This is a genomic window from Lelliottia jeotgali (genome assembly GCF_016771845.1).
GTDB classification, from domain to species: Bacteria; Pseudomonadota; Gammaproteobacteria; order Enterobacterales; family Enterobacteriaceae; genus Enterobacter; species Enterobacter jeotgali.
Genome location: NZ_JAENMQ010000018.1, coordinates 45,084 through 59,228 on the forward strand (window position 1 = coordinate 45,084; position 14,145 = coordinate 59,228).

The window sequence follows — 14,145 nt, forward strand, 5'->3', positions numbered from 1 at the left end:
TATTGTATAAATAACCAGGTTTTGGTGCCAATGGACGTTTCTTACCTTCTCGACAGCCTTAATGACAAACAGCGTGACGCGGTTGCCGCGACGCGGACCAATATGCTGGTGCTGGCAGGGGCGGGCAGTGGTAAGACGCGTGTTCTGGTGCATCGTATTGCGTGGCTACAGTGCGTCGAAAACTGCTCGCCGTATTCCATCATGGCGGTGACCTTCACCAACAAAGCGGCGGCGGAAATGCGCCACCGTATCGCGCAGCTGATGGGCTCCAGTCAGGGCGGCATGTGGGTGGGCACTTTCCACGGGCTGGCGCACCGCCTGCTGCGTGCGCACCACATGGACGCGAATCTGCCACAGGATTTCCAGATCCTCGACAGCGAAGACCAACTGCGTTTGCTCAAGCGCCTGATCAAGGCGATGAATCTCGACGAGAAGCAGTGGCCGCCGCGTCAGGCGATGTGGTACATCAACGGCCAGAAAGACGAAGGGTTACGCCCGCATCACATTCATAGCTTCGGCAATCCGGTCGAGCAAACCTGGCAGAAAGTGTATCAGGCCTATCAGGAAGCCTGCGATCGCGCCGGGCTGGTGGATTTTGCCGAACTGCTGCTGCGTGCCCACGAGCTGTGGCTCAATAAACCGCACATTCTTCAGCACTACCGTGAACGCTTCACCAATATCCTGGTGGACGAATTCCAGGATACCAACAACATTCAGTATGCGTGGATCCGTATGCTCGCGGGCGACACCGGCAAGGTGATGATCGTCGGCGATGATGACCAGTCGATTTACGGCTGGCGCGGTGCGCAGGTGGAAAACATTCAGCGTTTCCTGAAGGATTTCCCCGGCGCAGAAACCATCCGTCTGGAGCAGAACTACCGTTCAACCAGCAACATCCTGAGTGCCGCCAACGCCCTGATTGAAAACAACAACGGGCGTCTGGGCAAAAAACTGTGGACCGATGGCGTCGACGGCGAACCGATTTCGATTTACTGCGCGTTCAACGAACTGGACGAAGCTCGCTTTGTGGTGAACCGCATTAAAACCTGGCAGGAGAACGGCGGAGCGCTGGAGCAGTGCGCCATTCTCTATCGCAGCAACGCCCAGTCGCGTGTGCTGGAAGAAGCACTTTTGCAGGTCGGTATGCCGTATCGTATTTACGGTGGGATGCGCTTCTTCGAGCGTCAGGAAATTAAAGATGCGCTCTCGTACCTGCGTCTGATTGCCAACCGCAACGATGATGCGGCTTTTGAGCGCGTAGTGAATACCCCGACGCGCGGCATCGGCGACCGTACTCTGGACGTGGTGCGTCAGACTTCCCGCGACCGTCAGCTCACCCTGTGGCAGGCGTGCCGTGAGCTGTTGCAGGAAAAAGCGCTGGCAGGACGCGCCGCAAGTGCGTTACAGCGCTTTATGGAACTGATCGACGCCCTGGCACAAGAAACTGCCGACATGCCGCTGCACGTGCAAACTGACCGGGTCGTGAAAGATTCCGGCCTGCGCATGATGTACGAGCAGGAAAAAGGCGAGAAAGGACAGACGCGAATTGAGAACTTAGAGGAACTGGTGACGGCCACGCGCCAGTTCAGCTACAACGAAGAAGACGAAGATTTGATGCCATTGCAGGCATTCCTCTCCCACGCGGCGCTGGAAGCGGGCGAAGGGCAGGCGGATACCTGGCAAGATGCGGTTCAACTGATGACGCTGCACTCGGCGAAAGGGCTGGAGTTCCCGCAGGTGTTTATCGTCGGGATGGAAGAGGGGATGTTCCCAAGCCAGATGTCGCTGGATGAGGGCGGACGTCTTGAAGAAGAGCGTCGTCTGGCCTACGTGGGTGTCACCCGTGCGATGCAAAAACTGACGCTGACCTACGCGGAAACCCGCCGTTTGTACGGCAAAGAGGTCTATCATCGTCCGTCGCGCTTTATCGGCGAACTGCCGGAAGAGTGCGTGGAAGAGGTGCGCTTGCGCGCCAGTATCAGTCGCCCGGTAAACCATCAGCGGATGGGCACGCCGATCTCGGAAAACGATACCGGCTACAAGCTGGGCCAACGCGTACGCCATTCCAAATTTGGTGAAGGTACCATCGTGAATCTGGAAGGCAGCGGCGAGCACAGTCGCTTGCAGGTTGCGTTCCAGGGGCAAGGGATCAAATGGCTGGTGGCGGCCTACGCCAAGCTGGAAACAGTGTAACATTCAGAAAAATATCATTATTTTGTAATAATCTGCTAGCCTTATAAGCGTAAGGCTATTTATTGCCCTTCAGCGTCCCGTTGCGTGTTGACGCCACAGTAAATGCTGGCGTAACATGCGCGCACGATTACGCTAAGAGGACATTCGCCTTGGACACACCCAGTAAATACTGGCTCAATTCCCTGTCATCCAGGAACAACTCCTAAGGCTATCTCCTCTTTGCTGATGGCCTTAGTGGTTGTCAGCGACCCGCTTAATTCCCGTCGCGCTGAGTCAGGCTTTTAATGGTCTGAAACCCATATTGTTTCTGTGTGCCCACCGAACTGTCCGATATTTTTTGCATTGGGAGTCCCGGTCATGTTGAGCGCATTTCAACTGGAAAAAAACCGACTGATTCGGCTTGAAGCTGAAGAGTCACAGCCCCTCATTGATGCCGTATGGGTGGATCTGGTCGAGCCGGACGACGATGAACGCCTTCGCGTACAGTCAGAGCTCGGGCAAAGCCTGGCGACCCGCCCGGAACTGGAAGACATCGAGGCCTCCGCGCGTTTCTTTGAAGACGAAGACGGCTTGCATATCCACTCCTTCTTCTTCTATGAAGATGCGGAAGACCACGCCGGTAACTCCACCGTTGCGTTTACCATTCGCGATGGTCGTTTGTTCACCCTGCGTGAACGTGAACTGCCTGCATTTCGTCTCTACCGTATGCGCGCTCGCAGCCAGGCAATGGTTGACGGCAACGCCTACGAACTGCTGCTCGACCTGTTCGAAACCAAAATTGAACAGCTGGCGGACGAAATCGAAAACATCTACAGCGATCTGGAAAAGCTGAGCCGCGTGATCATGGAAGGCCATCAGGGCGATGAGTACGACGAAGCGCTGTCGACGCTGGCGGAGCAGGAAGATATCGGCTGGAAAGTGCGTTTGTGTCTGATGGATACCCAGCGCGCGTTGAACTTCCTGGTGCGTAAAGCGCGTTTGCCGGGTGGTCAGCTGGAGCAGGCGCGTGAGATCCTGCGCGATATCGAATCCCTTCTGCCGCACAACGAATCCCTGTTCCAGAAGGTGAACTTCCTGATGCAGGCGGCGATGGGTTTTATCAATATCGAGCAGAACCGCATCATCAAGATCTTCTCGGTCGTTTCGGTGGTGTTCCTGCCGCCGACGCTGGTGGCGTCGAGCTACGGGATGAACTTCGAGTTTATGCCGGAACTGCGCTGGAGCTTCGGCTACCCAGGCGCGATTATCTTTATGATCCTCGCCGGCCTGGCACCGTATCTCTATTTCAAACGTCGTAACTGGCTTTGAGCTTTATGCCGGATGGCGGCTGCGCCTAATCCGGCCTACGTAACCTGTAGGCCTGATAAGCGAAGCGCCATCAGGCAAAAAAATCACAACCCTTTCCGCACTCTACGCTGGGTATAAATCGCATCTGCAACGAATACCGCCAGCGCGACCCAAATGAACGCGAAGGTCACCATTTTGTCCGCTCCCGGCACTTCGCCGTAGAACATTACCGCCAGCAGGAACATCAGCGTTGGGCCGATGTACTGGAAGAAACCCAGCGTCGACAGACGCAAACGCGTAGCCGCACCGGTAAAGCACAGCAGCGGAATGGTGGTGACTACGCCTGCCGCGATCAGCAGCAGATTCAGCGACCACGGGTTGTTGGCCATATGGCTGGTGTTACTGTCGGCGATGCCGAACAAATAAATTGCGGCCAGTGGCAACAGCCACAGGGTTTCGAACAGCATCCCGGTTTGCGCTTCCACGGCGATTTTCTTACGTACCAGGCCATAAAACGCAAAGCTAAACGCCAGCCCCAGCGCGATGATCGGCAGCGAGCCGAAGGTCCACAGCTGGACCAGCACGCCGCAGAGCGCGAGGAAAACCGCCAGCCATTGCATCCGGCGGAAGCGTTCGCCGAGGAACAGCATCCCCAGCACGATATTCACCAGCGGGTTAATGAAGTAGCCGAGGCTCGCCTCCAGCATGTGGTGGTTATTCACCGCCCAGATAAACAGCAGCCAGTTACCGCCAATTAGCACCGCCGACAGCGCCAGCAGGAAAATCTTCTTCGGGGTTTGCAGCAGCGTTTTCACGCCTGACCACTGGCGGCTCACGCTCATCAGCGCCACCATAAAGAAAAAGGACCAGATCACGCGGTGGGTGAGGATTTCGTCGGCCGGGACAAAGTAGATCAGCTTGAAGTACGCAGGCGCGATACCCCAAATAAAATAAGCGGCAAGGGCGAGTAAAACGCCCTGCCGCGTCTGTTTAGCATCCATCGGGATAATCCGTTACAAGAAAGTGAACTCATTTTACCCGATTAAACCGTCTCAACCCACCATATAAGTGGCGGTTGCGCTGGCGATGTAAACCTGCTCTTCGTTATGCAATTCGACGCGGGCGACGGCAACCTTATTGCCCGCTCGCAGCAGACTGCTGGTGGCGGTAAAACGATTTCCGCGACCAGGACGTAAATAGTCCACACGCAAATCAATGGTCCCCATTCTTGATAAGCGCTGGCGCAGTTCGTCTTCGTTGATAGTGTCATGTCGCGCCAGCGTGCTGCCCACGCAGACCAGCCCGGCGGCAACATCCAGCGCGGAGGCAATCACCCCGCCGTGCAAAATACTTTGCGCCCAGTTTCCGACCATCATCGGCTGATTGTTAAAACTCAACTGAGCGAACCCTTTCTCGTAACGCTCCAGCTCCAGCCCCAGTGCGCGGTTAAAGGGCATGTGGTAGACAAAAATCTCCCCCACCAGTTTCAAAGCTTCTTCAGCGGTAAGCGTGGCTGACATGAACAGTCGCATCCTTCGTTGTTAATAAAATGTTGATTTTATGCTTCAAGGATAAGGATTTCCACTTTCAGAAACGAGGAGGGGAAGTTAATTGAGAAATAGGTAGAATGTTCCGCACATAACTATTCACATCATTTCTATTTTGCAGGAGAACACCACCGATGCGGACGTATCTGGGTTGGTTACTGGCGGCGGTTGCGCTGCCCCTCACAGCATTTGCGCAGGAAGCGACGCTCAAAGAGGTGCACGATAAGCCCGCCGTTCGCGGCAGCATTATCGCCAACATGCTTCAGGAGCACGATAACCCGTTCACGCTCTACCCGTACGACACCAACTATGTGATTTACACCCAGACCAGCGACCTCAACAAAGAAGCGATCAGCTCCTACAACTGGTCCGATAATGCGCGCAAAGACGAAGTGAAATTCCAGCTCAGCCTGGCGTTCCCGTTCTGGCGCGGCATTCTGGGGCCGAACTCCGTTTTAGGCGGCTCTTACACGCAGAAATCCTGGTGGCAGCTTTCAAATAGCGGTGAATCCTCCCCGTTCCGTGAAACCAACTATGAGCCGCAGCTGTTCCTGGGCTTTGCCACCGACGACGAGTTCGCCGGCTGGACGCTGCGTGACGTGGAGTTTGGCTACAACCATGACTCCAACGGTCGCTCAGACCCGACATCGCGCAGCTGGAACCGCCTTTACACCCGTCTGATGGCGCAAAACGGCAACTGGATGGTGGAAGTGAAACCGTGGTACGTGATTGGCGATACGGATGACAACCCGGATATCACCAAATACATGGGCTACTATCAGCTGAAAATTGGTTATCAGCTTGGCGATGCAGTGCTGAGCGCCAAAGGTCAATACAACTGGAACACTGGCTACGGCGGTGCAGAACTGGGCTTAAGCTACCCGATGACCAAACATGTGCGCATCTATACGCAGGTGTACAGCGGTTACGGTGAGTCGCTGATCGACTACAACTTCAATCAAACACGCGTTGGCGTGGGCGTGATGCTGAACGATCTTTTCTAGTCCAAAAATATGGGCGCTGAAACCTATGATTCAGCGCCTGTTTTACCGTTTGATTATTGAGGTCCTGGATTGTCCTTTGCGTAGGCTTTCGCATTTTTTATCGCAATATCATCAAAGATATACTGCTCGACATTATCCGTGACATTCCTTACCCGATAGATTTTCCACTTATTGTCCTCGCGCTTCAGATAAACCATCAGTTGCAAATACTTATCGCCAACAATGCCGATGCTCACAGGGACTTTAGCGCCGCCAAACTGCATTGATGCTTTACCCACGAGCAACGCTTTCACCCATTCAGGGGCGTAATCCTGACAGTAGGTAAAGTAGTCAGCCCCCACAATTTCCTGTTCATAGATACCATCAATTTCCGCGAGGCGTGATGCGGTGTCAGAGGCTACATAGCGTTTAATTAGAGGCGAATTATTTGCCAGTGGCGATTGCTCAGCATTGGCAGGATCGAAATCCGCAAATGCCTGTAAGTATTGCTGATAAAACGCCAGCGTCGTTTTTTCCGCCGTGTCATCCGAGTGTGTCGCACAACTCGTGAGCATCACGGATAGCAAGGCAACGAAAAGTCCTTTTAACATTAATTTCTCCTGTAAATTTTTTGGGGAGGTTTTGAGGCTCGATAGCCTGGCCCCGCCCAGATATCCCGCTGTCTGAAATCGGAGTACCAATTGTTACCGTCATAAATAGCGATATGTCCGGAGCTGTTTCCGCCAGGGTAAGGCTGGATAACGATGACATCGCCAGCCTTAAGCGTTTGTCCGGAACCCAGCACAATAAATCCGTTTCTCTCAAGCGCAGGGCCATAATCCTTTGCGTCTTGAATGCCGCTTATGTCGACGCCGCCCGCATGGAGGGCGTGGCGAACGTAGGTTGCACAAAGGCTGTGTGATGATGACATGGCATTTTGCCGGGCGTAGTTTGATGCAGCGTTGGGATTCCAACTCATATAAATCCATTTAATAAATGTGGATAAAGAGTCGGCAATGAAAAACCTCCTGGCAACTATTTGCTATGCAATTAGTGCGGATGAAATGATAACGAAATTAATCAAGAACTGAGTCGAAATTATCCCGCCTGGCGTTTATCATGCTCTACCTTCGGGCTGAATTTTTGTTCGTTCAATGTTTTATATCTGGCAAATGGGGTTAACGTGGCGCAGGCGGAAGTAATGAATCAGGAATCGCTGGCTAAACAGGTTTTGCAGGAAACCTTTGGCTATCAGCAGTTCCGCCCTGGCCAGGAAACCATCATTGAAACTGTGCTGGAAGGCCGTGATTGTCTGGTGGTCATGCCGACAGGCGGCGGAAAATCTCTGTGCTATCAGGTTCCCGCGCTGGTTCTGAACGGTCTGACGGTGGTGGTTTCACCGCTTATTTCCCTGATGAAAGACCAGGTGGATCAACTGCTGGCAAACGGCGTTGCCGCCGCCTGTATCAATTCCACGCAAACCCGCGAACAGCAGCAGGAAGTGATGGCCGGTTGTCGTACCGGGCAGATTCGCCTGCTGTACATCGCCCCTGAACGCCTGATGCTGGATAACTTCCTCGAACATTTGGCGCACTGGAATCCGGTGCTGCTGGCGGTTGATGAAGCGCACTGTATCTCTCAGTGGGGGCACGATTTCCGCCCGGAATATGCCGCGCTCGGCCAGTTGCGTCAGCGTTTTCCGGCGCTGCCGTTTATGGCGCTCACCGCCACGGCGGATGACACCACCCGTCTGGACATTGTTCGCCTGCTTGGGCTGAACGATCCGTTCATTCAGGTTAGCAGCTTCGACCGCCCGAACATCCGCTACATGCTGATGGAAAAATTCAAGCCGACGGACCAGCTTCTGCGCTACGTGCAGGAGCAGCGCGGCAAATCCGGCATTATTTACTGTAACAGCCGTGCAAAAGTGGAAGACACCGCTGCGCGACTGCAAAACCGTGGCTTTAGCGCCGCGGCCTATCACGCCGGTCTGGAAAACCACATCCGCGCCGACGTGCAGGAGAAATTCCAGCGCGACGATCTGCAAATCGTGGTCGCCACCGTCGCCTTCGGGATGGGGATCAACAAGCCAAACGTGCGCTTTGTGGTGCATTTCGACATCCCGCGCAATATCGAATCTTACTATCAGGAGACGGGCCGCGCCGGGCGTGACGGTCTGCCTGCTGAAGCGATGCTGTTTTACGATCCGGCGGATATGGCGTGGTTGCGCCGCTGCCTAGAAGAAAAACCGCAGGGCCAGCTGCTGGACATCGAACGCCACAAGCTTAATGCGATGGGGGCGTTTGCTGAGGCGCAAACCTGCCGTCGTCTGGTGCTACTCAACTACTTTGGAGAGGGGCGTCAGGAGTCGTGCGGCAACTGCGATATCTGTCTCGACCCGCCGAAGCAATATGATGGGCTGATGGACGCGCGTAAGGCGCTCTCAACTATATACCGCGTAAATCAGCGCTTCGGTATGGGCTATGTGGTGGAAGTGCTGCGCGGCGCAAATAACCAGCGTATCCGCGAGATGGGCCACGACAAGCTGCCGGTTTACGGCATTGGTCGTGAACAGAGCCACGAGCACTGGGTCAGCATTATCCGCCAGCTGATTCACCTCGGTTTCGCCACGCAAAATATTGCCCAACACTCTGCACTGCAGCTCACGGAAGCGGCGCGTCCAGTGCTGCGCGGTGAATCAGAACTCCAGCTTGCCGTTCCGCGCGTGATTGCCCTGAAACCGCGCGTGGCGCAGAAATCCTACGGCGGCAACTACGACCGCAAGCTGTTTGCCAAACTGCGTAAGCTGCGTAAGGCGATTGCCGACGAAGAGAACATCCCGCCGTATGTGGTGTTTAACGATGCGACGCTGATTGAAATGGCCGAGCAGATGCCGCTCAGCGCCGGTGAAATGCTCAGCGTCAACGGTGTCGGCACGCGCAAACTCGAGCGCTTCGGCAAAGAGTTTATGGCGCTGATTCGCTCGCACGCTGATGGTGACGATGAGGAGTAGTCAGCCCGGCTAAAAAGTGCCAGGATGGTGACTCACTGAACTATTCTTCCGCGAGTTAATTATGTTGATGCTATTCCTCACTGTGGCGTTGGTGCACATCGTTGCGCTGATGAGCCCTGGCCCTGACTTTTTCTTCGTTTCGCAGACTGCCGTCAGCCGCTCCCGCAAAGAGGCGATGATGGGCGTGCTCGGGATTACTATGGGCGCGATGGTCTGGGCCGCCGTAGCGCTGCTCGGCCTGAACCTGATCCTCGCGAAAATGGCCTGGCTGCATAACATCATTATGGTCGGCGGTGGCCTGTATCTGTGCTGGATGGGCTACCAGATGCTGCGCAGTGCACTGAAGAAAGAAGAGGGCGTTGCTGCGCCTGAACCGAAAGTGGAGCTGGCAACCGGTGGACGCAGCTTTGTGCGCGGCTTACTGACCAACCTCGCGAACCCGAAAGCGATTATTTACTTCGGCTCTGTGTTTTCCCTGTTCGTTGGCGATGATGTTGGCGCGGGTGCGCGCTGGGGGATTTTCCTGCTGATCGTCGTCGAAACCTTCGCCTGGTTCACTGTTGTGGCAAGCCTGTTCGCCTTACCGTCCATGCGCCGCGGCTATCAGCGTCTGGCGAAATGGATCGACGGCTTTGCTGGCGCACTGTTCGCAGGGTTTGGAATTCACCTGATTATTTCGCGTTAAGTCGTTGTAGGCCGGATAAGGTGCGTGCACCTTATCCGGCTTTTCTCACCTATGCATGTCTCGCCGAAGCCAGCAACGCCCCCACCAGCATAAACAACGACCCAAACACTTTATTCAGAGCCTTCATCTGCTTAGGCCCTTTAATCCACGCCGCAATCCGCTGCGCCAGCGTCGCGTAACCAATCATCACAATAATATCGACAATAATGGTCGTCGCGCCCAGCACCACGTACTGCATCACCTGTGGCTGCTGCGGAACGATAAATTGCGGGAAGAGGGCGGCGAGAAACACGATACTTTTCGGGTTGGTCAGATTCACAAACACCGCGCGTTTAAACAGGTGGCCACGCGTTTGAGTGTGGGCGAGGGTATTGAGATCAATCGAGCCCGCTGCGCGCCATTGCTGGATGCCCAGCCAAATCAGATACGCCGCACCCGCCCATTTCAGCACTTCAAAGGCCAGCACCGAACGCGAGAACAATGTGCCGAGGCCAATCCCGACCAGCACGATATGAATCCCCAGTCCGGTCTGCAATCCGGCAATGGACGCCACTGCGCCGCGATAGCCGTGGTTAATGGACGTGGTCATGGTATTGATCGCGCCAGAGCCAGGGGAAAGGCTCAGGATGATGGATGTCAGCAGGTAAGCGAACCACCACTCGAAGGTCATTTGAAACTCCCGAATCGTCTATTTTTATGCCACAATACGCTATTGTCGCGTCGTTGTGCGATGCGTCCTGAAAAAACGATATTCCTTGGCTTACAGGGGTGGAAACCCGATGTTTCAGCAGAAAAAGGACTGGGAAACACGCGAGAACGCATTTGCTGCTTTCTCCATGGGGCCGCTGACCGATTTCTGGCGTCAGCGCGAAGAAGCCGAAATTACCGGCGTGGATAATGTTCCGGTGCGCTTTGTGCGTTTTCGGGATGTCAAAAACGACCGCGTGATCGTGGTTTGTCCCGGTCGTATCGAAAGTTACGTCAAATACGCTGAACTGGCCTACGACCTTTTCCATCTTGGTTTTGATGTTTTGATTATCGACCATCGTGGACAAGGGCGATCCGGGCGGTTGTTATCGGACACGCACCGTGGACATGTGGTGAATTTCAGCGATTATGTCGACGATCTCGCCGCGTTCTGGGAGCAGGAAGTGCAGCCGGGGCCGTGGCGTAAGCGCTATATCCTGGCGCATTCGATGGGCGGGGCGATTGCGACGTTGTTTTTACAACGTCATCCGCATCAGTGCGATGCTATTGCGCTCACCGCGCCGATGTTTGGCATCGTGATGCGTTTTCCGGACTGGATGGTGCGCCATATTCTCGACTGGGCTGAGGGCCATCAGCGCATTCGTGAAGGCTACGCGATAGGCACCGGTCGCTGGCGCGCGCTGCCGTTTGCCATGAACGTGCTGACGCACAGCCGACAGCGGTATCGCCGCAACCTGCGCTTTTACGCCGATGAACCGCGCCTGCGCGTCGGTGGGCCGACGTACCACTGGGTGCGCGAGGGCATCCGCGCAGGTGAGTCTGCGCTGGCCGGTGTCAATAAAGACGCCACCCCGACGTTACTGATTCAGGCCGAAGAAGAGCGTGTGGTGGATAACCGCATGCACGACCGTTTTTGTGAATTACGCGCCGCCGCCGGGCATCCCTGTGAAGGGGAAAAACCGCTGGTCATAAAGGGCGCGTACCATGAGATCCTTTTTGAAAAGGACACCATGCGCTCAGTCGCGCTCAACGCCATCGTCGAGTTTTTCGACAGGCATAACTGATTTCCTATTGAGGTTAAATTTTCCTATGTACCAGGTTGTCGCATCTGATTTAGATGGCACGCTGCTTTCCCCCGATCACACCCTGTCGCCTTACGCGAAAGAAACCTTAAAACTCCTGACTGCTCGTGGCGTGAACTTCGTTTTCGCGACCGGCCGCCACCACGTGGATGTGGGGCAGATCCGCGATAATCTGGACATCAAAGCGTACATGATCACCTCGAACGGTGCGCGCGTACACGACACCGACGGTAACCTGATCTTCACCCATAACCTCGACCGCGACATCGCCGCCGACCTGTTTGGCGTGGTGCACAGCAACCCGAATATCGTCACCAACGTCTACCGCAACGACGACTGGTTTATGAACCGTCATCGCCCGGATGAGATGCGCTTTTTCAAGGAAGCGGTGTTCAACTACACCCTGTACGAGCCAGGTTTGCTTGAGCCAGAAGGGATCAGCAAAGTGTTCTTCACCTGCGAAAGCCACGAAGAGCTGCTGCCGCTGGAGCAGGCCATTAACGCACGCTGGGGCGATCGCGTGAATGTCAGCTTCTCCACGCTCACCTGTCTGGAAGTGATGGCGGGCGGCGTGTCGAAAGGCCACGCGCTGGAAGCGGTTGCCAAACGCATGGGCTACGAGCTGAAAGATTGCATCGCCTTTGGCGATGGCATGAACGACGCGGAAATGCTGTCGATGGCCGGGAAAGGCTGCATCATGGAAAACGCACACCAGCGTCTGAAAGACATGCACCCGGAGCTGGAAGTGATCGGCACCAACGGCGACAACGCTGTGCCAAACTACCTGCGCAAGCTGTTCCTTGAATAATCTTCATTTGATTGTTTATTGCTCAGTTGTCAACTGAAGAGTTCGCTACAATGCCAGTCCTTCTTTCTGAGAGACATGCATTGTGGCGCTACTCATTATCACCACTATCCTGTGGGCCTTCTCGTTCAGCCTGATCGGTGAATACCTTGCCGGACACGTCGACAGCTACTTCTCCGTGCTGATGCGCGTTGGGCTGGCTGCGCTGGTGTTCCTGCCGTTCCTGCGCTTGCGCGGGCAAACCCTCAAAACCATTCTGCTGTACATGCTGGTGGGCGCGATGCAGCTCGGCATCATGTATCTGTTTAGCTTCCGCGCGTATGTCTATCTGTCGGTCTCGGAATTCCTGCTGTTTACGGTGCTGACGCCGCTCTATATCACCCTGATTTATGACCTGCTGAGCAAACGCCGCCTGCGCTGGGGCTATGTGCTGAGTGCGCTGCTGGCGGTGGCGGGTGCGGCGATTATTCGCTACGACAAAGTGAGCGATCACTTCTGGACCGGACTGATGTTTGTCCAGCTGGCGAATATCAGCTTTGCGATTGGGATGGTAGGCTACAAGCGCCTGATGGAGATCCACCCGATGCCGCAGCATAACGCCTTTGCCTGGTTCTACATGGGAGCGTTCATCGTCGCGGTGGTGGCGTGGTTTATGCTCGGCAATCCGCAAAAACTGCCGACCACCACGCTGCAATGGAGCGTGCTTATCTGGCTGGGCGTGGTCGCGTCAGGTTTAGGTTATTTCATGTGGAACTACGGTGCCACGCAGGTAGACGCCGGGACGCTGGGCATCATGAACAACGTTCACGTGCCCGCCGGGCTGCTGGTAAACCTGGCTATCTGGCAGGAACAACCGCACTGGCCAAGCTTTATTATTGGGGGAACGGTGATCCTGGCTTCGCTATGGGTGCATCGCCATTGGGTCGCTCCGCGCTCCGAACAAACGGCAAATGGTCGCAAGCGTGATTCCGCGCTGAGCGAATAAATGCTTCCGTCACCGGCTGACGCTGCTCGCCATCGCGCACGGCGGCGTACAGTCGGCTCCACAATCCCTCGCCCAGGGTTTTGGTCACTACCAGACCCTGGCGTTCAAAACTCTCCACCACCCAGTGCGGCAGCGCCGCGATCCCCATTTTCGCCGCCACCATCTGAATCAATAGCAGGGTGTTATCGACGCTTTTCAGGTTCGGGCTGATGCCCGCTGGTTGCAGGAAATGACGCCAGATATCCAGACGACTGCGCTGCACCGGATAAATCAGTAGCGTTTCGGTCGCCAGATCTTCCGGCGTCACGCGAGCTTTCAGCGCCAGCGGATGATCCGGGGCCAGCACCAGGCGCACTTCATAATCAAACATTGGCGAATAGTGCAGGCCGCTGCGCGGCAGAATATCGGAAGTCAGCACCAGATCCAGCTCGCCCTGTTGCAGAGAAGGCTGTGGGTCAAAGGTGACGCCCGATTTAAAGTCCATCTCGACCTGCGGATAGTTCTGGCGGAAATTCTCCAGCGCGGGCGTCAGCCACTGAATACAGCTGTGGCACTCGATGGCGATGCGCAGACGCGTCTGCTGCGGTTCATTGCAGGATTGCAGCGCACTGACGATCTGCGGCAGCACCTGATTAGCCAGCTGCAATAAAATCTCGCCCTGCGGCGTAAAGCGCAGCGGCTGACTCTTACGCACGAACAGGCGAAAACCAAGGCGCTGTTCCAGATCGCTGAACTGGTGTGACAGGGCGGATTGAGTTTGATGCAGCGTGGCCGCAGCCGCTGCGAGCGAACCGCAGTTCCGCAACGCTTGTAGCGTTTTCAGGTGTTTTATCTCGATCATGAAAGTCCTTCACTTC

15 protein-coding genes are annotated in these 14,145 nt (G+C 55.4%); 9 read left to right on the forward strand and 6 right to left on the reverse strand.

Going from position 1 to position 14,145, the window contains the following annotated elements; genetic code table 11:
* The first annotated feature begins 30 nt into the window (after nucleotides 1-30).
* The 3 genes from uvrD (at nucleotide 31) to corA (ending at nucleotide 3,501) form a co-directional block, all read left to right on the forward strand.
* On the forward strand, nucleotides 31-2,193 hold the full coding sequence (gene uvrD / locus JBO43_RS22150) for a DNA helicase II (RefSeq protein ID WP_202675112.1): 2,163 nt from the start codon (nucleotides 31-33) through the stop codon (nucleotides 2,191-2,193).
* A gap of 149 nt (nucleotides 2,194-2,342) precedes the next feature.
* The gene (gene ysgD / locus JBO43_RS23245) at nucleotides 2,343-2,399 is read left to right on the forward strand and encodes a YsgD/CorL family protein (protein ID WP_407929819.1); all 57 of its coding nucleotides are present in this window, start codon (nucleotides 2,343-2,345) and stop codon (nucleotides 2,397-2,399) included.
* Nucleotides 2,400-2,550: 151 nt separating this feature from the next.
* Nucleotides 2,551-3,501, forward strand: a complete 951-nt coding sequence (gene corA / locus JBO43_RS22155; protein ID WP_095283883.1) for a magnesium/cobalt transporter CorA — start codon at nucleotides 2,551-2,553, stop codon at nucleotides 3,499-3,501.
* 83 nt (nucleotides 3,502-3,584) lie between these two features.
* Here the strand turns inward: corA and rarD are convergent, their stop codons facing one another.
* Nucleotides 3,585-4,481 (reverse strand): EamA family transporter RarD, encoded by an 897-nt coding sequence (rarD, locus tag JBO43_RS22160; RefSeq protein ID WP_202675114.1) that lies wholly within the window; start codon nucleotides 4,479-4,481, stop codon nucleotides 3,585-3,587.
* A gap of 51 nt (nucleotides 4,482-4,532) precedes the next feature.
* Nucleotides 4,533-5,000 (reverse strand): acyl-CoA thioesterase YigI, encoded by a 468-nt coding sequence (gene yigI, locus JBO43_RS22165; protein ID WP_095283881.1) that lies wholly within the window; start codon nucleotides 4,998-5,000, stop codon nucleotides 4,533-4,535.
* 161 nt (nucleotides 5,001-5,161) lie between these two features.
* Between yigI and pldA the strand changes: the two genes are divergently transcribed.
* A complete protein-coding gene (gene pldA, locus JBO43_RS22170; protein WP_095283880.1) occupies nucleotides 5,162-6,031 on the forward strand; it encodes a phospholipase A in 870 nt (289 codons plus the stop codon).
* A 53-nt stretch (nucleotides 6,032-6,084) separates the two neighbouring features.
* On the opposite strand, the gene JBO43_RS22175 is transcribed toward pldA, so the two are convergent.
* Entirely contained in the window at nucleotides 6,085-6,621 is a 537-nt protein-coding gene (locus JBO43_RS22175; protein ID WP_095283879.1) for a YqhG/Tai3 family protein, read from the reverse strand.
* Complete coding sequence (locus JBO43_RS22180; protein ID WP_095283878.1) at nucleotides 6,621-6,989, reverse strand: NlpC/P60 family protein; 369 nt, start codon at nucleotides 6,987-6,989, stop codon at nucleotides 6,621-6,623. Before JBO43_RS22180 ends, JBO43_RS22175 begins: the two co-directional genes overlap by 1 nt.
* A gap of 204 nt (nucleotides 6,990-7,193) precedes the next feature.
* On the opposite strand from JBO43_RS22180, the gene recQ reads away from it, so the two are divergent.
* The gene (recQ, locus tag JBO43_RS22185; protein ID WP_103947968.1) at nucleotides 7,194-9,023 is read left to right on the forward strand and encodes an ATP-dependent DNA helicase RecQ; all 1,830 of its coding nucleotides are present in this window, start codon (nucleotides 7,194-7,196) and stop codon (nucleotides 9,021-9,023) included.
* Between the two features lie 61 nt (nucleotides 9,024-9,084).
* On the forward strand, nucleotides 9,085-9,708 hold the full coding sequence (gene rhtC, locus JBO43_RS22190) for a threonine export protein RhtC (protein ID WP_202675116.1): 624 nt from the start codon (nucleotides 9,085-9,087) through the stop codon (nucleotides 9,706-9,708).
* 49 nt (nucleotides 9,709-9,757) lie between these two features.
* On the opposite strand, the gene rhtB is transcribed toward rhtC, so the two are convergent.
* Nucleotides 9,758-10,378 carry a homoserine/homoserine lactone efflux protein gene (gene rhtB / locus JBO43_RS22195; protein WP_202675118.1) on the reverse strand — a complete coding sequence of 207 codons (621 nt, stop codon included), beginning with the start codon at nucleotides 10,376-10,378 and terminating at the stop codon, nucleotides 9,758-9,760.
* A gap of 109 nt (nucleotides 10,379-10,487) precedes the next feature.
* On the opposite strand from rhtB, the gene pldB reads away from it, so the two are divergent.
* From pldB to JBO43_RS22210, 3 genes are all read left to right on the forward strand, one after another.
* Nucleotides 10,488-11,480, forward strand: coding sequence for a lysophospholipase L2 (gene pldB, locus JBO43_RS22200; protein ID WP_095283874.1), 993 nt, complete (start codon nucleotides 10,488-10,490; stop codon nucleotides 11,478-11,480).
* Nucleotides 11,481-11,505: 25 nt separating this feature from the next.
* Nucleotides 11,506-12,306 (forward strand): sugar/pyridoxal phosphate phosphatase YigL, encoded by an 801-nt coding sequence (gene yigL, locus JBO43_RS22205; protein WP_095283873.1) that lies wholly within the window; start codon nucleotides 11,506-11,508, stop codon nucleotides 12,304-12,306.
* Nucleotides 12,307-12,388: 82 nt separating this feature from the next.
* Nucleotides 12,389-13,288: a carboxylate/amino acid/amine transporter gene (locus JBO43_RS22210; protein ID WP_095283872.1), complete on the forward strand. Its 900-nt coding sequence runs from the start codon at nucleotides 12,389-12,391 to the stop codon at nucleotides 13,286-13,288.
* Here the strand turns inward: JBO43_RS22210 and metR are convergent.
* A complete protein-coding gene (metR, locus tag JBO43_RS22215; RefSeq protein WP_202675119.1) occupies nucleotides 13,176-14,129 on the reverse strand; it encodes an HTH-type transcriptional regulator MetR in 954 nt (317 codons plus the stop codon). The genes JBO43_RS22210 and metR overlap by 113 nt on opposite strands.
* Nucleotides 14,130-14,145 lie beyond the last annotated feature (16 nt).